Below are 24,214 nucleotides of genomic sequence, written 5' to 3'. Positions count from 1 at the left end.
CATGGATACGCCGGGTCAGGTGTGACGGGGGTGACGCTGCTGACGGCTGCTGCCATGATGTGCCGATGCACGCGTCTCAGGGGAGAAGTGCCGGACTGGGTTTGGCCCTTGTCTCGGCCTTCGCATTCGGTGGTTCAGGAGTTGCGGCCAAGCCGCTGATCGAGGCGGGGCTCGCCCCTCTGCACGTGGTGTGGCTGCGTGTGGCGGGAGCCGCCCTCGTCATGTTGCCCGTGGCCTGGCGGCACCGGCGCCTCGTGCGGGAACGGCCCGTTCTGCTGGCCGGCTTCGGGCTGTTCGCCGTGGCAGGCGTCCAGGCCTTCTACTTCGCCTCGCTCTCCCGCATTCCCGTGGGTGTGGCGCTCCTCATCGAGTACCTCGCTCCCGCTCTCGTCCTCGGCTGGGTCCGTTTCGTACAGCGGCGGCCCGTCACTCGTGCCGCCGCGGTGGGAGTGGTGCTCGCGGTCGGTGGCCTCGCGTGCGTCGTCGAGGTGTGGGCCGGCCTGAGCTTCGACGCCTTCGGGCTGCTGCTCGCCCTCGGGGCGGCCTGCTGCCAGGTGGGCTACTTCGTCCTGTCGGACCAGGGAGCCGGGGACGGAGGCGCGGCCGGCGGCGAACCTCCGCATCCCGTCGGCGTGATCGCGTACGGGCTGCTCGTCGGTGCCGCAGTGCTCACCGTCGTCGCCAGGCCCTGGGGCATGGACTGGGCGCTGCTCGGAGGGCGCGCGGACATGGACGGGCACGGCGTCCCCGCGTGGATGCTGCTCGTCTGGATCGTGCTGCTGGCGACCGTGCTCGCCTACGTCACCGGTGTGGTCTCGGTCCGTCTGCTGTCGCCACAGGTCGCGGGCGTCGTCGCCTGCCTGGAGGCGGTCATCGCGACCGTGCTCGCCTGGGTCCTGCTCGGTGAGCACCTGTCGGCGCCGCAGCTCCTGGGCGGTGGCCTCGTGCTGATCGGCGCCTTCATCGCGCAGTCCTCCACGCCCAAGCCGCCATCGGGACCGGTGGCATCCGGTCCCGGGGTGACCGTGGCCGGGGCGCCGGAGGCACACGAGCCGGCGGGCGGCGGCCGGTAGCCCGGGACCGCCGCCCCGCGCCCGCGGGTCAGAGCGCGCTGAGGTAGTCCGGCACCTCGACGGCGGGGTCCAGGTCGTCGGACGGCACCGGCGCCGCGTACCCGGGAGCCAGGGGGACGACGCCCGCCCAGTACGGCAGGGCGAGGTCCTCGGGCTCGTCGTTCGGGCCGCCCGTGCGGATCTTGGCGGAGACCTCGTCGAGGTCCAGCCGGATCACTGCCGTCGCCGCGAGTTCCTTGGCGTCGGCCGGACGCGAGTCCTTCGACCGGCCCGCCACCACCTGGTCGACGATGGCGTCGAGCGCGACGCGGCGCTCCGCCGGGTCCGTCACCGTGCGGGCGGTCCCGTGGACCACCACGGAGCGGTAGTTCATCGAGTGGTGAAAGGCGGACCTGGCCAGTACCAGGCCGTCGACGTGCGTCACCGTGAGGCATACGGCGAGACCAGGATCCCCGGCGCCGGTGGCGCGCAGGGGGCGCGACCCCGTGGAGCCGTGGATGTACAGGCTCTCGCCGACCCTGCCGAAGAGCGTGGGCAGGACGACGGGCGCGCCGTCGCGGATGAAACCCAGGTGGCAGAGGTAGGCCTCGTCGAGTATCGAGTGCACCGTCTCCCTGTCGTAGGAGGCGCGCGCCTTGGAGCGGGTCAGAACCGTGCGCTCGGTAGGTACGTAGGCGGCGGCGGATCCGGAAGGGGCGGCGCTGTCGGGGGCGGCGGTGTCCGGCATTGCGTTCTCCATTGCACTAGTGCATACTGTGGTTTGTGCTAGGAGAGTATCGGATCGGCGGGCGGCGTGCATCGGACATTGCCGCGAGTGTGGAGCGCGGGGTCGCCTCGGGCGACCTCCCCCCGGGGCATCTGCTGCCTCCCATGCGGGAGTTGGCGACGAGCCTCGGAGTCAATCCGAACACGGTGGCCGCCGCATATCGCACGCTGCGGGAGCGCGGGGTCATCGAGACGGCGGGGCGGCGGGGGAGCAGGGTCCGCCCGCGCCCGGCGAGTACGTCGCGCGGCTCGCTCCGGGTAGAGGCTCCGCCGGGTGTCCGTGATCTCGGTGACGGCAACCCCGACCCCTCCCTGCTGCCCGCGCTCGGCGAGGCTCTCGCCGTCGCGGCCGAGGGCTACGCCCGGACGCCGGGGCTCTACGGGGACGCCGCGGTGGTTCCCCGCCTCGCGGAGCTCGCGCGCGCCGGGCTGGACGCCGACGGGGTGCCGGCGGGACGCGTCGCGATCACTTCCGGTTCCCTCGACGCGATCGAACGCGTGCTGACGGCGCACCTGCGACCGGGGGACGCGGTCGCCGTCGAGGACCCGGGATGGGGTGCGCTGCTCGACCTCGTGCCGGCGCTCGGGATGCATGCCGTTCCGGTGGCACTGGACGAGGACGGTCCGCTGCCGGACGCGGTGGAGCGTGCTCTGGGTGCGGGGGCCAGGGCGCTGGTGGTCACCGACCGGGCGCAGAATCCCACGGGAGCGACGGTGGGGAGCGGCAGGGCGCGGGAGTTGCGCTCGGTGCTCGCCGCGCACCCCGGAGTGCTGCTGATCGAGGACGACCACGGCCACGCGATCGTCGACCTCCCGGTGCACCCGCTGGCGGGGGTCACGGAGCACTGGGCCTTCGTGCGCTCCGTCTCCAAGGCGTACGGCCCCGATCTGCGGCTGGCCGTGCTCACGGGTGACGCGCTGACCGTGGACCGGGTGACGGGGCGCCAGCGCCTCGGGCCCGGCTGGGTCAGTGGGCTGCTGCAGAGGACCGTGGCGCATCTGTGGGAGTCGGGGGCGGTGGACACGGAGGCGGTGGCCCGGTCCTACGGCGAGCGCCGGGACGCGCTCGTGCGGGCTCTGGCGGAGCGGGGGATCGAGGCGTACGGGCGCACCGGGATGAACGTGTGGGTGCCTGTGAGCGACGAGACCGGGGCGGTGGCCAGGCTGCTGCACGCCGGGTGGGCCGTGGCCCCGGGGGCGCGCTTCCGGCTGACATCCCCGCAGGGCGTACGCATGACCGTGTCATCGCTGTCGGCCGCCGACATCGGTCCCCTGGCGGACGCGGCGGCGGAGGCGGCGCGGCCCGCCCGGCCGGTCAGTTACGGCTGAGGGGCCGGCCGCCCCGACGCGGGAGGCTTTCGGCCCCGGCGCGGACCGGTTTCGGCGTCGGCGCGGACCGGCTCTGGGTGAGCGCGGCGCCCGCGAGGACCACCAGGGCGCCGACCGGGGTGTTCCAGCTCAGCTGCTCGCCGAGGAGCGTCACCCCGGCAGCTGTCGCGATCACGGGGATGAAGTAGGTGACCATCTGCGCGGTCGTCGGGCCGACCTCCTCGACGAGGCCGTACTGGAGAAGGACGGCCAGCCCGGTCCCCAGCGCCCCCAGGGCGACCACGGCGAGGGTGGGCAGCAGCGGGAGGTACTCCGGCACGGTGGTGAAGACCGGGAGCACCAGAGCCAGTTGGACCGTACCCAGGAACAGCTGGCTGCCGGTCAGGGCGAGCGTGGAGGCGCCGGTGCCCGCCAGGGTGCGGCGGACGTAGATCCAGCCGACGGGGTAGCTGAGTGAGGCGAGCAGCGCCATGGCCGTACCGGTCGCGTCCAGCCCCGAGAAGCCTTGCCAGGCGCCCAGCACCGTCAGTACGCCGATGAAACCCAGGCCCAGTCCGGCGACGCGGCGGCGGGTGGGCCGGTCCTCGGACAGGGCGACGAGGGACAGCGCCATGCCCCACAAGGGGGAGGTCGCGTTGCAGATCCCGGCGAGGGTGGACGGGATGGTCAGCTCGGCGTACGCGAAGAGCGAGAACGGCAGGGCGTTGAGGAAGAACGCGGCTACGAAGAGGTGGCCCCAGGTCCGGGCGGAGCGCGGCAGCCGCTCGCGGCGCACCGCCATGGCGACCGCGAGCACGGCCGTGCCGAACAGCAGCCGGCCGAAGGTCACCTGGAAGGGGGCGTAGCCGTGGGTGCCCACCTTGATCAGCAGGAAGCTGAACCCCCAGATGAGTGACAGCGCGACGAAGCGCAGGCGCCAGTCCAGGGCGCGTCGCGGAGCCGGGGGGCGGGGAGAGGTGTCGGAGGACCGCAGGACGTCCGGTGCGGAGGGGGCGCTCATGAGCCAACCATGCCGACTCGCATTGCGTAGGACAAGTGAGAATTCATGGACGTATTCGCGTAGCATCGCTTACATGTTGAATCTGGAGCGCCTGCGCACGCTGGATGCCCTGGCCCGGCACGGTTCCGTGAGCGCGGCTGCCGACGGGCTCCACGTCACGACCTCGGCCGTCTCCCAGCAGATGTCCAAACTGGAACGCGAGGTCGGTCAGCAGCTGCTGGCCAGGAACGGCCGGGGGATCCGCCTCACCGATGCCGGGCGGCTCCTCGCGGACCACGCCGCGAAGATCCTCTCCCAGGTGCAGATCGCGCAGTCCGACATCGAGGCGCAGCGGGGCCAGGTGGTGGGCGAGGTCAGGCTCGCGGCCTTTCCGACGGCCGCCCGAGGGCTGTTCCCCGCCGCACTCACCACGCTCCGCGCGGAGCATCCCGAGCTCAAGGTGCGCTCCACGGAGCTGGAGCCGGAGATGGGCATCCGCGCGGTGCTGCGCGGCGACACCGACCTCGCCGTCGTGCTGGAGTGGAGCAACAAACGTCTTCCGACCCCCGGCGGCCTCGCCAAGGCCGAACTCCTCGAAGACGCACCGGACATCGCCATGCCTGCCGGTCATCCCCTGGCCGGCCGGGCCGAGGTGGACCTGGAGGACTTCGCCGACGACGACTGGGTGTCCTGGCCGGAGGGCGAGTTCTGTTACGACTGGCTGATGTTCACTCTGCGGTCCAAGGGCATCGAACCCCGCATCGCGCACCTCGCCGGCGAGCATCACACCCAGCTCGCCCTGATCGCAGCGGGCTTCGGCGTCTGCGTGGCGCCGCGGCTGGGGCGCGGACCGGTGCCCGACGGGGTCCGGCTGGTGCCCGTGCGCCAGCGGATGCGGCGTCATGTGCACGCGGTGTGGCGGACGGACGCGGACAGACGGCCCTCGATCAGGGCGGCCGTGGCCGCCCTGCGCGCCGCCGGGAGGTCCCTGCACGAGCCGGTCGTTCCGGAGTCCTCCGGCTGACCGGGGCTGTCAGCCCGGCTGCGTCGTGCCGTTCGGTGCGGCCAGCTTGCGGAAGTCCCAGGACGTGACGGTCTCGGGGGTGAGCCGGAGCCAGCCGTGCCGCGCGTCGTGCGGCAACGAGTCCAGGCCGAAGTACTTCGACGCGAACAAACGCTCCGGCGCTTCGAGTTCCGGGAGGTTCTCGCCCGTGCGCGGAACCTCGCCCACGAAGGAGACCTCGCCCGACAGCTCCACGCCCCGCAGTTCGCCGTACTCCACGCCGTCGTCCACCACCACGGCGACCCGAGGATCACGCCGCAGCTGTGACCAGCGCAGGCTTCGGGTGAGGGAGTAGAGCCAGAGGGAGGTGCCGTCCCAGACGAACCAGAGCGCGCCGACATGGGGCCGGCCCTCGGGGGAGACCGTGGCCACCCGGCAGGTGCGCTGCACCTGGAGATAGGCGTCCCGTTCCGCGTCGGTCATCATGATCCGACGGCCACGGCGCTGGGCAACGGTCACGGGACGCCCCTCTCGTGCGGTTCGGCCGGTTCCCGGAATCATGGAGGCTTCTCAGCGATCACGCAACGGTCCCGGCCCTGCCCGCTCTCACACCAGGGTGATGGAATCACCCTCCACCCGGATCTGCTTCTCCGGCAACGGCGTGGTCGCGGGACCACCCGTCGCCTCACCGGTCGCCGCGTCGAACGTACTGTTGTGACAGGGGCAGTTGATGACGCCGTCGGCGATCCCCTTCACCGCGCAGCCCTGGTGTGTGCACTTCGACGAGAACGCCTTGAACGTCCCGGCCGTGGGCTGCGTCACCACGACGCCCCGGTCGGCGAAGACCACACCACCGCCCTCGGGGATGTCGGCCGTCTTCGCGAGAACCCCTCCACCGCCGTTCGCGCCGTCACCCTCCTCGGCGGGCTGCACGGTGTCCGAGCCTTCCTGGTCCTGCGAGCCGCCGCACGCGGTGAGAGCGGCGGCCACGCCCACCGCGCCGACCGCCGCGACGACGGTGCGGCGCCGGATGTGGACCTGGCTCTCCTGCGATGCGCTCATACGTGCTTTCCCTTCGTCGACTACGACCTCGGGTGGGGATACGGACCGGCGGGGCCGTGCGTTCAGAGGCGGACGGGCTTCCCGTCGCCCCGGCCGAGCAGCATGTCGAGGTCCACCGCGTCGGCCATCGCGCGGGTACCCGCGTCACCAGGATGCAGCCCGTCCCCGCTGTCGTAGGCCGGGTCCATCCGGTGCGGGTCCTCCGCCGAAGCGGTGGCTGCCGCGAAGTCGACCACGCCGTCGAACGCGCCCGAGTGCCGGATCCATTCGTTGACCCTGTTCCAGGTGGCCTGGCGTTCCGGGGTCCAGACGAACGAACCCCGGAAGGGCAGCAGGGTGCCGCCGTACACCGGGACGTGCTGGGCGTGCACCTTCTCGATGAACGTCCGGTACCCGGCGATGATGTCCTCGGCCGGGGCGTCGAAGCCGATGTCGTTGATGCCCTCCTGCAGGATGACGGCGCGCACTCCGCTCTGGCCCAGCGCGTCGCGTTCCACCCGCGACACACCTGACGGGCCGTAGTACGGTTCGCCGTCCCGGTCCGCGATCAGCCGGTTCCCTCCCAGGCCGGCGTTGACGACGGCGAGCGACGGGCCGTGCCTGCTCTGGAGCCGGCGCGCGAGGTGGTCCGGATAACGCTGGTTGGCGTTGCCCGTGGTGCTTGCGGTGTCGGTGATGGAGTCGCCGAACGTCACCACGGTGCCGGCCGTCCGGGCGCTCCCGCGTACGTCGACGCCACTCACCAGCATCCAGCAGGGGGTGTCCGCGTAACGGGTGCCCGAGACGTCGAGGGCCTCGTCCCCCTCGGCGAGGTAGTTGCCCTGGGCGGTGAACGGGTGGTTCGTGACCGGGCCTGTCGCCTCGTCCACGTACACGCTGACCAGCAGGCTGGACAGGGCCCGCAGGCGCATCGGCAGAGGGTCGCTGAAGAGGTCTTGGCCGGCCGGGACCGTCGTGGCGGCCCGGCCGGCGAACGTCAGGCTGCGCAGGGTGCCCGGCACGGCCGACGCGCCTGACTCCTGGAGTGCGACGGTGACGTGGCCGACGCTGAGCGGGCGCGTACCGAAGGTGTTGGCGAGCCGGACCCGGACGCGGTCGCCGCCGGCGCTGACGAACAGGACGTTGCGGACCGTCCGGTTCTGCAGGCCGCTTCCGGCGGGGCAGTCGTTACCGGGGATCTCGCTTCCGGCCACCTGGCTGGCGCCCCAGGCGGCGACCCACTTTCCGCCGGAGGTGTGCGCGGCGGCGGGCTGCGGGACGCTGACCAGCATCAGGGCGAGGGCACTCATGGCCGCCAGGCAGAGCCGTGCGGCGGAGGTGCGTAATCGCATCTCGGGACTCCTTGGAGGGTGTCGGGGGCGCGGCGGGGCCTCGGATGTGTTCTGGCAACGTTGTCACGTGGTGTGAGTGCGCCCGCGTGCGTCTGCTGTGATGAATGAGACCGGACCCGGTGCGGGTGCACAAGGTGCCGTTCGAGTCAGCCGGTACGGACGTGGTTCCCCCGTTGCCGACGCGGGGGCCCGGCGGCGTACGGCCGAAACCGGTCAACTCGCCTCTGCCGGACGGCCGGACGGCCGGACGGCCGGTCGACCCGCTCGTTTGCCGAGGGGCCGGCCGACCCGCCCTCACCGGCAGGCCCGTCGCCCTTGTACGCCGGAGGGCCGGGTCGCCTACGCCGGCGAGCCGGTCGCCCTTGTGTGCCGGTAGGCCCGTCACCCTTGTGTGCCGGTAGGCCTGTGATCATCGGTCCGCGCCGCCACCCCCGGCCGCGTCCGTGGCGCGCTCGTCGGCCGTGCGCATGGCCGCACGGAGCACGCCCGCCCCCACGCGCGTGAGCGTGTGCAGGACCGTCGGCCCGTTCCGGACGCTGGTGATGAGGCCGGCGTCGCGCAGTGCGGTGGCGTGCCTGCTGGCGGAGGACGCCGAGACACCGGCGGCGCGGGCGATCTCGCCGGTCGTGGCGCCCGAGGACGCGGCGTACAGGGCGACGGCCCGGGCGCGGCCGAGCAGGCTGGTCAGCGGCCGGCCGGGAGCGGCGAAGCCGATCGCGTCATCCTGCGCGAGGGTCCGGTGGTCGGGCTCGTGGAGCAGTGAGTACCAGAGCACGGGCGGCAGTTCGGGATCCGCGAAAGCGACCGGCTCGCTCCAGTTGAAGTAGGAAGGGACGAGGGTGATCCCGCGACCGTTGAGATGCAGGTCCCGGTCCGCGGCCTGGGTCGGATAGGCGGCCTCCAGCACGGGAGGCCGCCAGTGCATCATGGGGCCGAGACTCGCGAGCATGCCTTCCACTCCGCCGTCGAGGATCCCGCGGCAGCGCACGGCCCGCTCGGCCTCGATCCGCGCCTGAACCTGTTCCTCGAAGGGGGCGACGGCGGCCTCGTGGTAGGCGCGCAGCATGCCCACGAACTCCTTGCGCGCGTCCAGCCGGGCCAGCTGCCCGGCCCACGGCGGAGCTCCGACCGTCCGGTCGAGGATGGCCATCTCCTCCAGCACCCGCTGGGGAGGCGTGGCCAGGATCGACTCCAACCCGGCCTCGAACCCGTCCCTGGCATGGACCGGAGTCAGAAAGTCCGGAAAATACGCCGCCCTGGGATACAGGGGCAGGAGAACGGACCGTACGGGTCGTTCCAGTCCTTTGTCGCGCAGCCGCTGCCGCGCCGTGCGATACCACCCTGCATAGGCCCACCGGCCTTTCCTCGACTGCAGTCTGTGCAGGCTGGCGGCGATCTCCCACAGTGGATCGGGAGCGGCGGCAAGCCTGGTTCTGCCCAGGTCGGCGTCACTGAAATGAATGCGGAGCATCGCGTCTCCCCCGTAGAGCTCAGCTTTTTCTCTCAGTCGCAACAGCATGGCCCAGCCCACGGTGTGTCGGCAATCGTGGAGGGGGCGGATCAGGTCTTTCTCCGCGTCGCTGATTTCGGTATTCCGTTCGGTCTGGGCTCGCGCATGCGGCAGGTTGCCGGTGGGGCGGAGCTCCCGGACCGGCCTGGCCGAGCCTGTGGGGCCCCGGCCGCCCCCTGCGCGACCGCCCCGAAGAGAGCTGTGGGGCCGCTGTCCTCACCCGTCGCCCACGAGAAGCGGTCCACCTGCGCTCAGCGCGTCTCCCTGATTCCGGAGTCCACACATCAGGACGTGAATCGCCCGCTGCGGCAAGCCCCCGGAGGTCTTCGGCCGGGCATGGGAACCCCTGGGCGGGCGGCGTGGAATTCTTGGCGCGGGGAAAAGGGTGAGCATTCCCTTCGGGCTGGGTGCACGGTTTGCCGAAAGTCGATCGACTCGATGTTCCGGGCCATTGCTGCGAGGTCGAGTGCATCCTCCACGCCTTTTTGGCCTGCCCGCCGGTCTCATTTACGAGGGCCGCGGTCACGAACCGGGGCGAGGTCGACAGGGTGCTCTCATCAATGCGGGAGGCCACGAACTCGGCCCGAGCGCGGCTTTCCTGATCCAGGAAATGCCGGGTACCCGGGGCGAGCAGCCGACCGCGATGCGTACCTCGATGAGGAAGCTCATTCGCCACCCGCCGGACGAACGGATGCCGGCCGTGCAGATGTGGCTGCGGTCGTCGGCCCGTGGACGGCCGCGTGTCCTGATGCCGTCCGTCCGGCTCTCCGGGCAGCATCGACCGGATGAACCCCCCTGCGGATCCGGAGCGGACCCCGGACGGCCGATACGTGGTCATCAACAACCGACGGTGGCGTGCGACGGATCCCGAGATTCCCGAAGACGTCGCCTCTCGCCTGCGGCATCACCTCATGTCGGGGCGTCGTGCGGTGGCCGCCGCGCGACGCGCCGCCGACTCGGAAGCCGAGGGGCGGGCGCGGAATCAGGTCCACACGGCGAAGGTGGCTCTGGGTGAGCGGGGTACCCCCTGGTGGGAGCAGTCGCCGGAGGAGCGCCGCCGGCGCTGGGAGAGCGGGGTGCGTCAGCTCGACCACGCGGAGCGGGAGGAGGGGCCCACCGCCTGAGGCGGGTGCCCTCCGGGCCGGCCGAGTCGCGCCCGTTGGGCGTGATTGCTCGGATCGTGCGGCCGCGCGCTGCTGGGCGTGATGACCCCGGTCGTGCGGCCGTGCCTGTTGGGCGTGATTACCCCGGATCGTGCGGCCGTGCCTGTTGGGCGTGACGACCCCGGTCGTGCGGCCGCGCCTGCTGGGCGTGTTTGCCCGGAACCGCTCGGCCGCGCCGATGGGGTGCTGTCCCCCGGATCGTGCGCACCCGCCGCTGTCCGGTGGCGGCGGGTGCGGACACTGCTGCGCACGCGCGCCGACCCGTACGCCCCCTTGCCCTCCGTGTGCCACCCGATCTACCTTACTCTGCGGTAAGTTTACTCTCTGGTAAGGAGGTTGTCGTGGCTGCCTACCGGACGGTCATGGTCGGCACGGACGGCTCGGAGTCGTCGTACTCCGCGGTCGAAGGGGCTGCGAGGCTCGCCGCCGCCTGTGGGGCCGAACTGGTCATCGCCTGCGCGTACGTACCGATGCGCGGGCCGGAACTCGCACGTGCGCAGGACGAGTTAGGCGCGGAAGCGTTTCAGGTCGTGGGCTCGGCGCCCGCGGAGGCGACTCTGCGTACGGCTGCGGAGCGCGCCCGTGCTCAGGGGGCGGGCACCATACGCTCGACCGCGGTGGAGGGCGAGCCGGTGCCCGCGCTCGTGGCGCTCGCCCGGGAATGTTCGGCAGACCTCGTGGTGGTCGGGAACAGGGGACTGCGCTCGCTCGCCGGCCGCATTCTCGGCTCCGTACCCGCGGACATCGCCAGAAGAGCGGGTCTCGACGTGCTGATCGTGCACACCACGTGAGTGCGGTGGGACCGGCGGACGGGGTGGCGGGCCCGCCCGGTGCCGAGGAACTGCGGCGAGCCGTCGAGGCCGTGCTGCTCGGGGGCGACCGTGTCTGGACGAGGCGGGACATCGGCGAGCGGTCCGGGGTGAGCCCTGAGCGCACGGTGCAGATCTGGCGCGCGCTCGGGTTCCCGGTGGTGGACGACGACGCGAGGGTCTTCACCGACGCCGATGTCGACGCACTGCGTGCGGGGGAACGGCTTGTCGCAGCGGGCCTCATCACCGAGGAGAACGAGACGGCGATGGCGCGGGCCCTCGGGCATCATCTGTCCCGGCTCGCCGAATGGCAGGTGCACACCCTCTGGGCCTGGCTCAACCGCGAGCCCGGCTCCGTCACCGGTGGCGAGGCGCTGGTGGAACAGGCCGCGGCTCTGCTGCCGGAGCTGGAACTGCTGCAACGGCATGTGTGGCGCCGGCATCTCGCCGCGAACGCGGGACGCGTCCTCGCGGAGGGGGAGGAGGAGGACGCCCGCCCGGCACCGGGGCAGAGGACGGCCCACGGTGCCGGAGGGCCGGAAGACGTCGCGGCGGCCAGAGGGCCCGTCGCGCCGCGCGAGGCTGCCGACGTACGGGAGCGCGCGGTGGGCTTCACCGACATGGTCGGCTACACCCGGATGACACGTGGTCTGGACAGCTCCGAACTGGTGCGGATCATCGACCGGTTCGAGAGCCTGACGGGTGACGTGGTCGCCGAAGGCGGGGGCCGGGTGGTGAAGACGATCGGGGACGAGGTCCTCTTCGTCTGCGAGTCCGCTCCCGAAGCGGCTGACACGGCCCTGGAACTCACTGCCCGGGCCTCGGCGGAACCTGACTTGCCCCAGGTGCGGACAGGAGTCGCCCACGGCCCCATGCTGAGCCGCTTCGGCGATGTCTACGGGGCCACGGTCAACATCGCGGCCAGGCTCACCGCGGTGGCCCGCCCGGGCACGGTGTTGGTCGACACGGCGCTCGCGGGCGAACTGGCAGGGCTGGCCCGGTACCAACTCAAAGCGCTCCGCCCTGTGTCGGTGCGTGGGTACAGCAGACTGCGACCGGTGCTTCTGCGGTCGGGTGGGGGCCGTGGGGTGGCGTCGTAGCGGAAGGTACGGCCAGCGGGCAGGGGGCCTGCGCGTGGTCGGGCCGCTGCTCGTGGCTCGGCTCGCGCAGTGCTGTCCTCCGCCTGTCGCTGCCCCTGGGCGCTTGCGGCTTGCTGCCTACGGCCTGCCACGTGGTGCCTGCCTACGGCCTGCCACGTGGTGCCTGCCTGCCGCCGTGCAGCAGCCGGTCCGGTCGGCCCGTCAGGCGCCCGGTGCAGCAGTCGGTCCGTTCGGTCCGTCAGGCGCCCGGGAGGAAGAGGCAGAACGGGTGGCCGTGGGGGTCCCGGAGCACGCGGACGTCCTCCTGCGGCTGGTGGGCCTCCAGCGTCGCCCCCAGAGCACATGCGCGTGCGGTCTCGGCCTCCAGGTCGTCGACTTCCACATCCAGATGCGCCTGCATCTGCTGGGTGTCCGGCCCTTGCGGCCACACCGGGGGAGTGTGGTCCGTCTCCAACTGGAAACTGAGCCCCGGCCGCTCGTGCTCGGGAGCCCGCAACCGGACCCACTCCGGAGACCGCTCGACCTCCTGCCAGCCCAGCAGCGCACGGTAGAAGTCGGCGAGCGCGGGCGGATCCGGGGTGCCGAGGACAAAAGCTCCGAGCGAGGTCGTCATGACTCCACTGTGCCCTGCCGCTCCGCGGCCATGCGTCCCACGGCGTGGCAGGGCACCGGCTTGGGAAAGCCCTGCCCCGTGGGGAGCGAGCGCCCGTGCGAGGCAGCGGCCGGGCGCAGGCGCCGTGCCTTGACCGCGATGTGAGACTTGCAGCATGGACATGGGACGTGAGTCGCGGTCGGAAAAGGACGCAATGACGGTGGAGATCGTCTTCGCCCTGATGACTGCCGCCGTCCTGGCCGGGGTGATCTTTGCCGTGGCCTGGACTCTCGTCCTGGCCCTTGACGTCTCCGGCCCGGCGCGGGGTGGCGTGTTGGCAGGGGGCGCACTGCTCGGAGCGGTGGCCGGAGTGTGGCGTCTGGTGTGGGTGCTCCTTCGGTTCGACGAGCAGCGCCGCATGGGCCACTGAACACAGCCCGTCCCCCCTCGCCGACTGGGAAGAAGCCACCGACGTGCCAGGGTGACCGGAAACGGCTGGTGAGGCAGGAACCGATCATCTACGTTTCCGCCATGACGACTTCGGAGCCCCGCGCAGACCTCCGGCCCCCCGGTCTTGACGCCGACGAGAAGACCACTCTGCTGACCTTCCTGGACTACCTCCGCGAGGCCGTCCTCGCGAAGGTGGACGGCGCCCCGGAGCCGGCGGTCCGTACGGCCGGCGTCCCTTCGGGGACCAGCCTGCTCCAACTGATCAAGCACCTGACAGCCGTGGAGCTCAACTGGTTCGTCTGGGCCTACGAGGGGGCCGGCCACGAGCGCTGGGACGACGAGGGTGTGGTGCACGCCGATGACACCGTGTCGGATCTGGCCGACGCCTATCGCGAGGCGATCGCCCGCGCCGACGAAGTCGCTCTGGCCTGCACCGACCTGGACCGCCCTGGCGCTCGCTCGCTTCGCGAGACCGCGCCTCCGTCGATGCGCTGGGTGCTGGTCCACATGATCGAGGAGACCGCCCGGCACGCCGGGCATGCGGACATCCTGCGCGAACAGATCGACGGCTCCGCCGGACGGTGACGCGCGTTCCGTAGGCTCGTAGGCCCGTGATCCACGGGCGGGTACCGGTTCTCTCGCGCCCGGGGGTCTCCGGATTCCGCCGAGCCCTCGACCGGGTCATTCCCCGGGCTCGACGGCCTGTCCGACACCCACAGGTCCCGGGGAGCGGCGCCGTACGGACTGCGTTGTCCGCCCGGTGGGCCTGCCCTGAGCCCGACGGCGTCGGCCGGCTGCTCGGCCGTGCCCCGGGCGTTGAGCCGGACACGTCGCTCGTAGCAGCACATCGCGTCGGCCGGGCCGCGAGCAGTCAGGTGATCGCAGGCGCCGAGGCTCGAAACGTCCCGCGGTGGACTGCGTCTCGTCGGTCAGCTTCGGCCATCGGCTGCGGCGCGAAGCCGTCGTGGGTGCTCGTAAGGGTTCTGAGTGGTCCGGAGGGGAAAGGGGCCGGGGTCGCTGTCGGCGCACACGTCCGGTGCCGGCCGGTCGGGGTCTCCCCGGCGGAGCGCCGGGCCCATGCACTTCCCCGCGCACCGCAGGCCCACCACGTGCGGATACGTGCTTTTCGACTGACGTGATCCCCTCGTATTCGGTGCTTCACCGCGCTTCTTCGTGTCGCAGTCACCCAGGGGTGATTAAGGGCGGCTAGGGGTGTGGGGCGCGGCTCGAATATCTCTACGGTTTGCCCGTCGCCAGTTTTCGGGGCTATGAGACGGGGTCTGGAAATGGACAGCCATGCGCACGTGGGCGGCAGCCGGTCGGCGGGCACTGCCACGGATATCGAAGGTGCGGACGAGATACCAGCAATGGGCGGAGCCGGGGAGGCGGCCGGTTTCCCCGGTGGTGAATTCGTCCATGAACTGCTCGACAAAGCCGTAGCAGCCACCCCTCACGCTCCGGCTGTCCGGGACGCGGACGAGCGGTGGAGCTACGCGGAACTGGACGAGGCGAGCCACGCGGTGGCCGTATGGCTGGAGCGGCGCGGTCTCGGTGCGGGGGACCGGCTCGTCGTCCAGCTGCCCACCGGCCGGGAACTCGCGGCGATGTTCTACGGCGCCTCACGCCGCGGAGTCATCTTCGTGCCGCTCAACCCCGCGATGAAGCCGTTCCACCTGCGGTCCGTGGTGGCGAACTGTCGTCCGGCCCTGTTCGTCACGGATCACGACGGCGACGCCCGAGCGGGCGAACTCACCCTCCCCGCCGAGGGCGACGCCCCCGCCGGCCCGGTCACCCGCACCACGTTCGAGGAGATCTGGCCGGAGATCGCCGCCCTGTGCGACAGCGGGGAGCGCGCAGCTCCGGTCCCGCTGCGGTCCGAGGACCCGGCGGCCCTCATCTACACCTCGGGCAGCACCGCCGCACCGAAGGCGGTGATCTGCCCGCACGCCCAAGTCACCTTCGCCACCCGGGCGCTGGTGAGCTCCCTCGGCTACCGCGCGGACGACGTGGTGTTCTGCCGCTTCCCGATGTCCTGGGACTACGGCCTGTACAAGGTCCTGATGAGCTGCGCCGTCGGCAGCGAGATCGTGCTCGCCGACCGCGCGGAGGACCTGCTCCTGCTGCGACGGATGCGCGAGGTCGGCGCGACCGTGGTCCCCACCGTGCCCTCCCTCGCCAGCATGATCGTCAAGCTGGGGCGCAGGGCCGACGGGCAGGTGCCCCCGGTCCGGATGTTCACCAACACCGGAGCCGCGTTGCCGTCCTCGGTGATCGCCGAGCTGCGGGACCTCTTCCCCGGCACACGGGTGGTCCGTCAGTACGGCCAGACCGAGGCCAAGCGGATCACCGTGATGCCGCCCGAGGAGGACCAGGAGCGACCCGACGCGGTCGGCCTGCCCCTGCCCGGCACCCGGGTCCTGATCCTGGACGAACAGGGCCGACCGGTGCCGGTCGGCGAGACCGGCGAGATCGTGGCCGAGGGCGGCCACGTGATGCCCGGCTACTGGGGCGCCCCGGAACTGAGTGCACGGACCTTCCGGCGCGACGCGGAGTCCGGCCGGCTGCGGCTGCACACCGGCGACTACGGCAGCCTCGACGCCGACGGCTACCTCTACTTCCGTGGCCGGCGCGACGACATGTTCAAGCGCAAGGGCTTCCGCATGAGCACCCTGGAGATCGAAGCCGCCGCCATGGACATCCCCGGTATCCGGGCCGCTGCCGCGGTCCCGCCCGGCGAACGGCACGATCTCGCGCTCTTCGTGGAGACCGAACTCGACCCCAGGGTCGTCATCAAGGAACTCGCGGTCCGCCTGGAGCCGGCCAAGGTACCGGCGATCTGCCGTGCGCTGACCGAGTTCCCGCTGACCCAGCACGGCAAGAACGCCCGACAGGAACTGGCCAGGCTGCTCGACGGGAGAGAGAAGTGAACGCCCTCACCGGTCCGGATCCGGAGGATCTGGCCAAACGTTACGGCACCCCCCTGTACGTCTACGACCTGGAGAAGGTCCGGGCCGCCCGCCACGATCTCTTCCAGTCACTGCCGGAGGGTTTCGAGGTCTACTACGCCTTCAAGGCGAACCCGCACGTCGATCTCGTACGCGCCCTGCGCGAGGGCGACGGCCCCTCCTGCCGCGCCGAGATCAGCTCCACCGGCGAACTCGCCGCAGCTCTCGAAGCGGGCTACGCGGGTAGAGACGTCCTCTACACCGGGCCCGGCAAGACCTACGAGGAACTGCGTACCGCCCTGGAGAGCGGCGTACGCCTGTTCTCCGCCGAGTCGCTCGGCGACCTGCGGCACATCGGCGAGGCCGCCCTCGAGACCGGTGTGACCGCCGACTGCCTGCTGCGCATCAACAGCGCCACCGGGTCGGCCGGCACGGGCATCCGGATGACCGGCAAGCCCACCCAGTTCGGCATCGACAGCGAGACCGTCCCGGAGCTGGCCGAGCAGCTGCGGGACGTGCCGGGAACCGACATCGTCGGCCTGCACCTGTTCTCCCAGAGCAACGCGGCCGACGAGGAGGCGCTGCTCGGGGAGTTCCGGCACACCATCACGACCGCCGCCCAGATCCAGGAGCAACTGGGCGTCCCCCTGCGGCTGCTGGACATCGGCGGAGGCTTCTCCGTGCCGTACGCCACGGCCGGCGAACGCGCCCGCTACCCGGGCCTGGCCGCCGGTCTCGCCGAGGCGCTGGACGAGGCGTTCCCCGCCTGGCGCGAGGACAGTCCCAAGGTCGCCGTCGAGTCCGGCCGTTACCTCGTCGGCGACAGCGGCACGCTGGTCGCGGGCGTCAGCAACGTGAAGGTCAGCCGCGGTCAGAAGTTCGTCATCCTGGACACCGGGATCAACAGCTTCGGTGGGATGTCGGGGCTCGGCCGGCTGCTGCCGGTCACGGTCCAGGTCGCCGTCGGCGCCGAGACCGAACGCGCCACCCTGGCAGGGCCTCTGTGCACCCCCGGTGATCTTCTCGGCCGGCAGGTCGAGGTACCGCTCCTCACCGAGGGCGACGTCGTCACCGTGCCCAACGCGGGCGCCTACGGGCCGACCGCCAGCCTGCTGATGTTCCTGGGACGCCCGGCGCCCACCGAAGTCGTGCTCGACCGGGACGGGGTGGTCTCGGTGTCGCGCATCGAGCATGTCCGCCGCAGCCGCGCAGAGGAGCCGACGGATGTCTGACGGGGCGGCGGTGGCCCCCGCCGAACGCACACTGCCCGCGCAGGGAGGCAAGGGCACCGTCGTGGTCACCACGGTCGCCTCCGACTCCCACACCTGGAACCTGGTCTACCTTCAGCTGCTCATCGAGGAACTCGGCTACCGGGTGATCAACCTGGGCCCGTGCGTGCCCGACGACCTGCTGGTGCGTGAGTGCCTGGAGACCGCCCCGGACCTGCTGGTCGTCAGTTCGGTCAACGGCCACGGCCACCAGGAGGGGATGCGGCTGATCCGCCGGTTGCGCGAGCAGCCCGAACTCGCCGCGACCCCCGCCGTCATCGGCGGCAAGCTCGGCATCACCGACGAGGCCGACGCGCTCTCCGAGCAGCTCTCGCAGGCCGGTTTCGACGCCGTGTTCCCCGACGACGCCGACCCGGTGATCGCCTTCCGCTCCTTCGTCGAGGTCCTGGAGAGCTCCGCCCGGACCGCCGGGAACCGGGCCCTTCCCTGGCCCCGGATCACCGCGTGAAGCCAGCCCGGCGGCCTACGCGCTCCCGCCCCGTGCCGACGGGACAGCCCGGCCGGCAGTCCGCCGACTTCGGTGCCTTCGTACGGGCGCACGGGGCGCGCGGCCGGCTCGTGGTGCAGCCCCGCATGGGGTTCGGCGACCCGGCCCGCATGCGGGCCGGTCTGCTCGCCACCCGCCGTGCCGACGCCCACACCGTGGGCACCATCACCCTGGACAGCCACACCCGCGTCGGACATCTGCAGGCCGTCGAGGAGGCGCTGCGCGCCGGCTTCGACCTCAACGGCTACCCGGTGGTCAGCCACCCGGCCGAGACGACCGAACGCGTCCTGGACGGCATCCGGGGCCCTGACTTCCCCGTCCAGGTACGGCACGGCTCCGCCCTGCCCCGGGACATCTTCGCCGCCATCGCCGCTCTCGGCCTGACCGCCACCGAGGGCGGCCCCGTCTCCTACTGCCTCCCCTACGGGCGCACCCCGCTCGCCGAGGCGGTCCGGGAGTGGACCGAGTGCAGCGAGCTGTTCGCCGAACTCAGCGGCAGCGGCGCCGAACCGCACATCGAGACGTTCGGCGGATGCATGCTGGGCCAGCTCTGCCCACCCAGCCAACTGGTCGCCCTCAGCCTCCTGGAGGCGATGTTCTTCGTCCAGCACGGGGTGCGCAGCGTCTCCCTCAGTTATGCCCAGCAGACCCATCTCGGCCAGGACCAGGAAGCGGTCGCCGCACTGCGCCGCCTGTGCCGGGAGCATCTGCGCACCGACGACTGGCACGTGGTCGTGTACGCGTACATGGGGGTCTATCCGCAGACCGACGGCGGCGCGCTGCGGCTGCTCGGCCAGGCCGCCGAACTCGCCGTCAGCACGGGCTGCGAACGCCTCATCGTGAAGACCGTGGCGGAGGCCCGGCGCATCCCCACGATCCTCGAGAACGTCCAGGCACTCGAGTACGCCGCCGACGTGGCGGAGCGCACCCCGCGGCCCCCTGCCGGCCCCGGCCCTCCGGCGGAGGCCGACTCCCAGACGTACCAAGAGGCACGGGCCCTGGTGGAAGCGGTGCTGTCCCTCCACACCGACATCGGAACCGCCCTGATGCGTGCCTTCCAGCACGGCTACCTCGACATCCCCTACTGCGTGCACCCCGACAACTGCGGTCGCACGCGCAGCTACCTGGACAGCGGAGGCCGGCTGCGCTGGGCGGACATCGGGTCCCTGCCGCTGGGGCATCTGGTGACCGGTCTGCGTACGGGGCGTGTCACGGCGCCGGGGCTGCTCGGCGACCTCTCCTACGTGCGCAGCACCTTCGACTCACCTGGCGTTCCCTCCGTTCTCCTCGACGGCACGTGACCGTTCAGGAGGGCAGCAGGCTGAGCGGCCGGGACGCCCCGGGGCGGGAATGCGGCCGTGCGTATGACGGCGGTCGCGACTTTCGTCGGGCTCCGTCGCGCCGACAATGGGCCGCCCCGCCGGAAGAAGCCCATTACCGGGCGCCACCACCGGCAACCGGGGTCACTAGGGGTGTCAGCCGCAACCCCACCCCCTTACGTTGGCGATATCCGGTCGGAATATCCGGACCGGACCGTCGTTCACGGCAGCGATGACAACTGATCCGACAGCAGATCCAGATCCGCCATGACGAAGAACGAATCCCAAGACACGATTTCCGTAATGGCCGGCACACCGTAACAAGGCCGGGTGTAGGCATATTCGCGCGCCGTCGACCGCGCGCGAACCAGTGATGACCGTGGAGTGCGCTGATGACCGAGCCCGGTTCTTTTTCCTCTTCTTCCGACAAGGCGAATGCGTCACACGCCGAAGCGGGTGACCATTCCGAATTGGTCCGCCGGCTCGAGCCGCTTCCGGTCGCCGAGCAGACGCGACAGCTGACCGACCTGATCTGCCGCGAAGCCGTAGCCGTGCTCCGGCGGCTGCGACCGGACGAGAAGCGGGTGGCTGTCGACGCGCGCCGCCCCTTCCGCGAACAGGGCCTGGACTCCCTCGGCCTGGTCGCGCTCCACACCGGGGTCAACACCGCGACAGGACTCGCCCTGCCGCCCACGGTCGGATTCGACCACCCCACCCCCGCGCTCCTCGCCGAGCACCTGCGTACCGAGGCACTCGGGCTGCCCGCCACCGCCGCTGCCGTCGACCACCCGGCCGCCCGCCCCGTGGACGATGACGACCCCATCGTCGTCATCGGCGTCGCCTGCCGGTTCCCCGGCGGGGTCACCAGCCCCGAGCTGCTGTGGCAGCTGCTCCAGGAGGGCGGAGAGGTACTCGGCGAGTTCCCCCGCAACCGCGGCTGGGACGTCGACGGGCTGTACGACCCCGATCCCCAGGCGCAGGGCAAGAGCTACGTCAAGCACGGCGGCTTCCTCGCCGACGCCACCGACTTCGACGCGGACTTCTTCGGGATCAGCCCTCGCGAGGCGCTGGCCATGGACCCCCAGCAGCGGCTGATGATGGAGACCACCTGGGAGGTGCTGGAGCGCTCCGGCATCGACCCGCACCGCCTGCGCGGTACGCGCACCGGCGTCTTCGTCGGAGCCGAGGTCCACGAGTACGGCGTCCGTGTGCACGAGGCCCCTGACGGCCTCGACGGCTACCTCATGACCGGAAACGCCCCCAGCCTTGCGTCCGGGCGCGTCGCCTACACCTTCGGTTTCGAAGGTCCGGCGATCACCGTCGACACCGCCTGCTCCGGCTCCATCGTCTCCCTGCACCTCGCCGCACAGGCACTGCGCCGCGACGAGTGCTCCCTCGCCGTCGTCGGCGGCGTCACCGTGATGGGCAGCCCCGGCATGTTCACCGCGTTCAGCCGCCAGCGCGGACTGGCCCCCGACGGGCGCGTCAAGGCCTTCGCCTCCGCCGCCGACGGCACCGGCTTCTCCGAAGGCATCGGCCTGCTGGCCGTCGAGCGGCTCTCCGACGCCCGCCGCCACGGCCACCAGGTACTCGCCGTCGTCCGCGCGACCGCGGTCAACCAGGACGGCGCCAGCAACGGCCTCACCGCGCCGAACGGCCTGTCGCAGCAGCGGCTGATCCGCGACGCCCTGGCCACCGCCGGACTGACCGCAGCCGACGTCGACGCCGTCGACGCGCACGGCACCGGCACCACGCTCGGAGACCCGATCGAGGCCCAGGCGATCATCGCCACGTACGGGCAGGGGCGCCAGGAGGGCAGCCCGCTGTGGCTGGGCTCGGTCAAGTCCAACCTCGGCCACACCCAGGCCGCGGGCGGCGTGGCGAGCATCATCAAGATGATCCTCGCGATGCGGCACGAGGTGCTCCCCAAGACACTCCACGTCGACGAGCCGTCCCCGCACATCCGCTGGGAAGCCGGCGACGTCCGGCTGCTCACCGAACCGGTGGAGTGGCGCACCGGCGACCGCCCCCGCCGCGCAGGCGTCTCCGCCTTCGGTATCAGTGGCACCAACGCCCACGTCATCCTCGAGGAACCCGCCGACGAGGAGGCCACTGCGGCTCTCGACTCCGGCTCCGCTGAAACCACCGGCGCCGGCACCGACAGCAACCGCGACGACGCCACCGGCGCAGGCGCCGACAGCAACCGCGACGACGCCACCGACATCGACGCGCTGGAGCCTGCCCCCGGCACCGACGCGCCCGAGACCGCCCCCGGGCTGCTGCCGCTGTCGCTCTCCGCCCACAGCGAGCCCGCGCTGCGCGCCCAGGCCGACCTGCTCCGCTCCCACCTCGACGCGCACCCCGGCATCCCGCTGCCGCACCTCGGCCACTCCCTGGCGACCACGCGTGCCGCGCTCAGCCTCAGGGCCGTCGTCACCGTCGGCGACCACGCCGGGCTCGACAGCGCGCTGCGCGCCCTCGCCGACAACACCGCCCACCCCGACGTGGTGCGTGGCGAACCCGCCACCGGCCGGCTCGCGTTCCTCTTCACCGGCCAGGGCAGCCAGCGTGCCGCCATGGGACGTGAACTGTACGAGCGGTACCCGGTGTTCGCCGAAGCCCTGGACGAGGCCATCGGTCATCTCGACGTCCAGCTGGAGTACTCCCTCTGGGACGTCCTCTTCGCCGAGGAGGGCACCGAGGACGCCGCCCTGCTGAACCGGACCCAGTACGCCCAGACCGGCCTCTTCGCGCTGGAGACCGCGCTGTTCCGGCTGCTGGAGTCATGGGGCGTACGGCCCGACTACCTCGCCGGTCACTCCCTGGGCGAGCTGTCCGCCGCGCACGCCGCCGGTGTCCTCTCCCTGGAGGACGCCGCGACCCTGGTCGCCGCGCGCGCCCGCCTGATGCAGGAACTGCCCGCGGGCGGGGCCATGGTCGCGGTCCAGGCCACCGAGGCGGCGGTCGTCGCGGCCCTGGCGGACGGCGACGGCACGGTGTCCCTCGCCGCCGTCAACGGCCCGAACTCCGTCGTCGTCTCCGGCGCCGAGCAGGCCACCCTCGCCCTGGCCGAACGCCTCGCCGCGGGCGGTGCCAAGACCAAGCGGCTGCGCGTCTCCCACGCCTTCCACTCGCCCCTCATGGAACCGATGCTGGACGAGTTCCGGGGGATCGCCCGACTGCTGGAGTACCGCGCACCCCTCGTGCCGGTCGTCTCCAACGTCACGGGCGAGATCGCCACCAGCGCCGAACTCTGCGACCCCGAGTACTGGGTGGGCCACGTCCGCAGGGCCGTCCGCTTCGCCGACGGAATCGACACCCTCGCCTCCGCCGGAGTCACCACCTTCCTGGAGCTCGGCCCCGACGCCGTACTCACCGCCATGGCGCAGGAGGCACTGACCGACGCCGGCGACACCACGTCCGCCGACGACGCGCCCGCCTTCCACTGCCTGCTGCGCCGCGGCCATGACGAACAGCGGGAACTGCTCACCGCCCTCGGCGCCGTCCACGTCCGCGGCTTCGACGTGGAGTGGGGCGCCGCCTGCGCGCCGGACGGCGCACCGCGCGTCGAGCTGCCCACGTACGCCTTCCAGCGCCGGCGGTACTGGCTCACCCGTGGCATCACCGACTCCGGCGACCCGACGGGCCTCGGTCAGGTGGCCGCCCGCCACCCCCTGCTCGGCGCCGTGATCAGCCGCGCGGGCGAGGACGGCATCATCCTCACCGGCCGCGTCTCGCTGCGCTCCCACCCCTGGCTCGCCGACCACGCCATCGCGGGCACGGTCCTGCTGCCCGGTACGGCCTTCGTCGAACTGGCGGTCCGCGCCGGTGATCAGGTGGGCTGCGACGCCATCGAGGAACTGACCCTCGCCGCCCCGCTCACCGTCCCCGCTGACGGCACCGGCGTCGCCCTGCAGATCCAGGTCGCCGCCCCCGACGGCAGCGGACGCCGCGCCATCACGTTCTTCTCGAGGCCCGAGGACGCCACCGACGACGAGCCGTGGTCCCAGCACGCCGACGGACTGCTCGCCCCCCTCGGCGCCCCCGCCGCCGACCGCGCCGGCTTCGGTCTCGCCGAGTGGCCCCCGAACGGCGCCGAGCCCGTCGACCTCACAGGTCTCTACGAGGACATGGCCACGAAGGGGTACGGCTACGGCCCGACCTTCCAAGGACTCCGCGCGGCCTGGCGCCACAACGGCGAGGTCTACGCCGAGGTCGCCCTTCCCGAGGGCGCCCACGGCGACGCCGGCGCGTTCGCGCTCCACCCCGCGCTGCTCGACGCGGCCCTGCACGCCACCGACTTCACCGGGGACGGGACCGCGGACGACGTCACCCGTCTGCCCTTCGCCTGGCACGGCGTGACGCTGTACGCCACCGGTGCGTCCGCCGTGCGGGTCCGTATAGCCGCCACCGGCACCGACTCCGTCCTGCTGCATCTGGCCGACACCACGGGCGCCCCCGTGGCCGTGGTCGACGGCTACCTGGTGCGTGCCGTCGACACCGCGCGCCTCGCCGCCGCCAAGCGCACCGACACCCTCAAGTGCATCAACTGGGCCGAGACGAGCGCCGGTTCACCCCTCGACGTACAGAACTGGGCGATCGCCGGAGCGGACCCGCTGGGGCTGGCCGACACCCTCGGCGTTCCCGTCCACCCTGGACTTGACGAGCTCGGCGCGGCGGCCGACGGCGGCGCGGCGGTGCCGGGCGTCATCCTGATCACTCATGGTGCGCAGGCCACGGCCACTGACACCGACCCGCTGGCTACCGCGCGTACGGCCCTCGTCCAGCTCCTCGGCACCGTCAAGGGCTTCCTCGCCGACGAGCGGTTCGCCGCATCACGGCTGATGCTGCTCACCCAGGGCGCCGTCGCCGCCACGGACGACGACACCCCGCCCGCCCTCGACACCGCACCCCTGTGGGGTCTGGTGCGGGCTGCGGAGGCGGAGAACCCTGGCCGGTTCGTTCTGGTGGACTGGGACGGTGCCGGTGCGTCGGCTGCTGTGCTGTC

At 71.9% G+C, this 24,214-nt stretch carries 20 protein-coding genes; 13 read left to right on the top strand and 7 right to left on the bottom strand.

Annotated elements, in window-relative coordinates:
• The first annotated feature begins 65 nt into the window (after window positions 1–65).
• Window positions 66–1,073 (top strand): DMT family transporter, encoded by a 1,008-nt coding sequence (locus ACFYQ6_RS34445; RefSeq protein WP_388766764.1) that lies wholly within the window; start codon window positions 66–68, stop codon window positions 1,071–1,073.
• Window positions 1,074–1,101: 28 nt separating this feature from the next.
• Here ACFYQ6_RS34445 and ACFYQ6_RS34440 read toward each other — a convergent pair whose 3' ends face one another.
• Complete coding sequence (locus tag ACFYQ6_RS34440) at window positions 1,102–1,800, bottom strand: pyridoxamine 5'-phosphate oxidase family protein (protein ID WP_388766780.1); 699 nt, start codon at window positions 1,798–1,800, stop codon at window positions 1,102–1,104.
• A 35-nt stretch (window positions 1,801–1,835) separates the two neighbouring features.
• Between ACFYQ6_RS34440 and ACFYQ6_RS34435 the strand changes: the two genes are divergently transcribed.
• A complete protein-coding gene (locus tag ACFYQ6_RS34435) occupies window positions 1,836–3,167 on the top strand; it encodes an aminotransferase class I/II-fold pyridoxal phosphate-dependent enzyme (RefSeq protein ID WP_361586098.1) in 1,332 nt (443 codons plus the stop codon).
• On the opposite strand, the gene ACFYQ6_RS34430 is transcribed toward ACFYQ6_RS34435, so the two are convergent.
• Window positions 3,154–4,167, bottom strand: coding sequence for a DMT family transporter (locus ACFYQ6_RS34430; RefSeq protein ID WP_361586096.1), 1,014 nt, complete (start codon window positions 4,165–4,167; stop codon window positions 3,154–3,156). The genes ACFYQ6_RS34435 and ACFYQ6_RS34430 overlap by 14 nt on opposite strands.
• Window positions 4,168–4,240: 73 nt before the next feature.
• Between ACFYQ6_RS34430 and ACFYQ6_RS34425 the strand changes: the two genes are divergently transcribed.
• Complete coding sequence (locus tag ACFYQ6_RS34425) at window positions 4,241–5,170, top strand: LysR family transcriptional regulator (protein WP_361586093.1); 930 nt, start codon at window positions 4,241–4,243, stop codon at window positions 5,168–5,170.
• 9 nt (window positions 5,171–5,179) lie between these two features.
• On the opposite strand, the gene ACFYQ6_RS34420 is transcribed toward ACFYQ6_RS34425, so the two are convergent.
• The 4 genes from ACFYQ6_RS34420 to ACFYQ6_RS34405 all read right to left on the bottom strand — a co-directional run bounded on the left by ACFYQ6_RS34420 (window position 5,180) and on the right by ACFYQ6_RS34405 (window position 9,013).
• Window positions 5,180–5,668, bottom strand: coding sequence for a pyridoxamine 5'-phosphate oxidase family protein (locus ACFYQ6_RS34420; protein ID WP_388766761.1), 489 nt, complete (start codon window positions 5,666–5,668; stop codon window positions 5,180–5,182).
• Between the two features lie 87 nt (window positions 5,669–5,755).
• Window positions 5,756–6,211 carry a Rieske (2Fe-2S) protein gene (locus tag ACFYQ6_RS34415; protein WP_361586088.1) on the bottom strand — a complete coding sequence of 152 codons (456 nt, stop codon included), beginning with the start codon at window positions 6,209–6,211 and terminating at the stop codon, window positions 5,756–5,758.
• A gap of 62 nt (window positions 6,212–6,273) precedes the next feature.
• On the bottom strand, window positions 6,274–7,542 hold the full coding sequence (locus tag ACFYQ6_RS34410; protein WP_388766759.1) for an SGNH/GDSL hydrolase family protein: 1,269 nt from the start codon (window positions 7,540–7,542) through the stop codon (window positions 6,274–6,276).
• A gap of 409 nt (window positions 7,543–7,951) precedes the next feature.
• A complete protein-coding gene (locus ACFYQ6_RS34405; RefSeq protein WP_361586146.1) occupies window positions 7,952–9,013 on the bottom strand; it encodes an ArsR family transcriptional regulator in 1,062 nt (353 codons plus the stop codon).
• A gap of 824 nt (window positions 9,014–9,837) precedes the next feature.
• On the opposite strand from ACFYQ6_RS34405, the gene ACFYQ6_RS34400 reads away from it, so the two are divergent.
• The 3 genes from ACFYQ6_RS34400 to ACFYQ6_RS34390 all read left to right on the top strand — a co-directional run bounded on the left by ACFYQ6_RS34400 (window position 9,838) and on the right by ACFYQ6_RS34390 (window position 12,124).
• Window positions 9,838–10,176: a hypothetical protein gene (locus ACFYQ6_RS34400; protein WP_361586082.1), complete on the top strand. Its 339-nt coding sequence runs from the start codon at window positions 9,838–9,840 to the stop codon at window positions 10,174–10,176.
• A gap of 380 nt (window positions 10,177–10,556) precedes the next feature.
• Window positions 10,557–11,006, top strand: a complete 450-nt coding sequence (locus ACFYQ6_RS34395; RefSeq protein ID WP_361586079.1) for a universal stress protein — start codon at window positions 10,557–10,559, stop codon at window positions 11,004–11,006.
• Complete coding sequence (locus tag ACFYQ6_RS34390) at window positions 11,003–12,124, top strand: adenylate/guanylate cyclase domain-containing protein (protein ID WP_388766756.1); 1,122 nt, start codon at window positions 11,003–11,005, stop codon at window positions 12,122–12,124. The genes ACFYQ6_RS34395 and ACFYQ6_RS34390 overlap by 4 nt, the downstream gene beginning before the upstream one ends.
• Window positions 12,125–12,362: 238 nt before the next feature.
• On the opposite strand, the gene ACFYQ6_RS34385 is transcribed toward ACFYQ6_RS34390, so the two are convergent.
• Window positions 12,363–12,737 carry a VOC family protein gene (locus tag ACFYQ6_RS34385; protein WP_361586076.1) on the bottom strand — a complete coding sequence of 125 codons (375 nt, stop codon included), beginning with the start codon at window positions 12,735–12,737 and terminating at the stop codon, window positions 12,363–12,365.
• Window positions 12,738–12,891: 154 nt separating this feature from the next.
• On the opposite strand from ACFYQ6_RS34385, the gene ACFYQ6_RS34380 reads away from it, so the two are divergent.
• The 7 genes from ACFYQ6_RS34380 to ACFYQ6_RS34350 all read left to right on the top strand — a co-directional run.
• Window positions 12,892–13,146: a DUF6332 family protein gene (locus ACFYQ6_RS34380; protein ID WP_361586073.1), complete on the top strand. Its 255-nt coding sequence runs from the start codon at window positions 12,892–12,894 to the stop codon at window positions 13,144–13,146.
• Window positions 13,147–13,247: 101 nt separating this feature from the next.
• Complete coding sequence (locus ACFYQ6_RS34375; protein WP_361586070.1) at window positions 13,248–13,751, top strand: DinB family protein; 504 nt, start codon at window positions 13,248–13,250, stop codon at window positions 13,749–13,751.
• Between the two features lie 782 nt (window positions 13,752–14,533).
• The gene (locus tag ACFYQ6_RS34370; protein ID WP_361586141.1) at window positions 14,534–16,093 is read left to right on the top strand and encodes an AMP-binding protein; all 1,560 of its coding nucleotides are present in this window, start codon (window positions 14,534–14,536) and stop codon (window positions 16,091–16,093) included.
• On the top strand, window positions 16,090–17,343 hold the full coding sequence (locus ACFYQ6_RS34365) for a type III PLP-dependent enzyme (protein WP_361586067.1): 1,254 nt from the start codon (window positions 16,090–16,092) through the stop codon (window positions 17,341–17,343). Before ACFYQ6_RS34370 ends, ACFYQ6_RS34365 begins: the two co-directional genes overlap by 4 nt.
• On the top strand, window positions 17,336–17,848 hold the full coding sequence (locus ACFYQ6_RS34360; RefSeq protein WP_361586064.1) for a cobalamin-dependent protein: 513 nt from the start codon (window positions 17,336–17,338) through the stop codon (window positions 17,846–17,848). Before ACFYQ6_RS34365 ends, ACFYQ6_RS34360 begins: the two co-directional genes overlap by 8 nt.
• 32 nt (window positions 17,849–17,880) lie before the next feature.
• Complete coding sequence (locus ACFYQ6_RS34355; RefSeq protein WP_388766752.1) at window positions 17,881–19,188, top strand: methylaspartate mutase; 1,308 nt, start codon at window positions 17,881–17,883, stop codon at window positions 19,186–19,188.
• Between the two features lie 488 nt (window positions 19,189–19,676).
• On the top strand, window positions 19,677–24,214 hold a 4,538-nt coding region (locus ACFYQ6_RS34350), incomplete at its 3' end, for a beta-ketoacyl synthase N-terminal-like domain-containing protein (protein WP_388766750.1).

Source organism: Streptomyces sp. NPDC005494, from assembly GCF_042872025.1.
In the GTDB taxonomy this organism is placed as follows: Bacteria; Actinomycetota; Actinomycetes; order Streptomycetales; family Streptomycetaceae; genus Streptomyces.
The sequence above is the reverse complement of the archived record's forward strand: the minus strand, read 5'-3'. Positions and strand labels throughout refer to the sequence as shown.

Excerpts from the sequence above, each read along its gene's own strand:
- ACFYQ6_RS34445 (WP_388766764.1), top strand. The coding sequence starts at position 66 with ATGCACGCGTCTCAGGGGAGAAGTGCCGGACTGGGTTTGGCCCTTGTC.
- ACFYQ6_RS34440 (WP_388766780.1), bottom strand. The coding sequence starts at position 1,800 with ATGCCGGACACCGCCGCCCCCGACAGCGCCGCCCCTTCCGGATCCGCC.
- ACFYQ6_RS34430 (WP_361586096.1), bottom strand. The coding sequence starts at position 4,167 with ATGAGCGCCCCCTCCGCACCGGACGTCCTGCGGTCCTCCGACACCTCT.
- ACFYQ6_RS34425 (WP_361586093.1), top strand. The coding sequence starts at position 4,241 with ATGTTGAATCTGGAGCGCCTGCGCACGCTGGATGCCCTGGCCCGGCAC.
- ACFYQ6_RS34415 (WP_361586088.1), bottom strand. The coding sequence starts at position 6,211 with ATGAGCGCATCGCAGGAGAGCCAGGTCCACATCCGGCGCCGCACCGTC.
- ACFYQ6_RS34410 (WP_388766759.1), bottom strand. The coding sequence starts at position 7,542 with ATGCGATTACGCACCTCCGCCGCACGGCTCTGCCTGGCGGCCATGAGT.
- ACFYQ6_RS34405 (WP_361586146.1), bottom strand. The coding sequence starts at position 9,013 with ATGCTCCGCATTCATTTCAGTGACGCCGACCTGGGCAGAACCAGGCTT.
- ACFYQ6_RS34400 (WP_361586082.1), top strand. The coding sequence starts at position 9,838 with ATGAACCCCCCTGCGGATCCGGAGCGGACCCCGGACGGCCGATACGTG.
- ACFYQ6_RS34385 (WP_361586076.1), bottom strand. The coding sequence starts at position 12,737 with ATGACGACCTCGCTCGGAGCTTTTGTCCTCGGCACCCCGGATCCGCCC.
- ACFYQ6_RS34380 (WP_361586073.1), top strand. The coding sequence starts at position 12,892 with ATGGACATGGGACGTGAGTCGCGGTCGGAAAAGGACGCAATGACGGTG.
- ACFYQ6_RS34375 (WP_361586070.1), top strand. The coding sequence starts at position 13,248 with ATGACGACTTCGGAGCCCCGCGCAGACCTCCGGCCCCCCGGTCTTGAC.
- ACFYQ6_RS34370 (WP_361586141.1), top strand. The coding sequence starts at position 14,534 with ATGGGCGGAGCCGGGGAGGCGGCCGGTTTCCCCGGTGGTGAATTCGTC.
- ACFYQ6_RS34360 (WP_361586064.1), top strand. The coding sequence starts at position 17,336 with ATGTCTGACGGGGCGGCGGTGGCCCCCGCCGAACGCACACTGCCCGCG.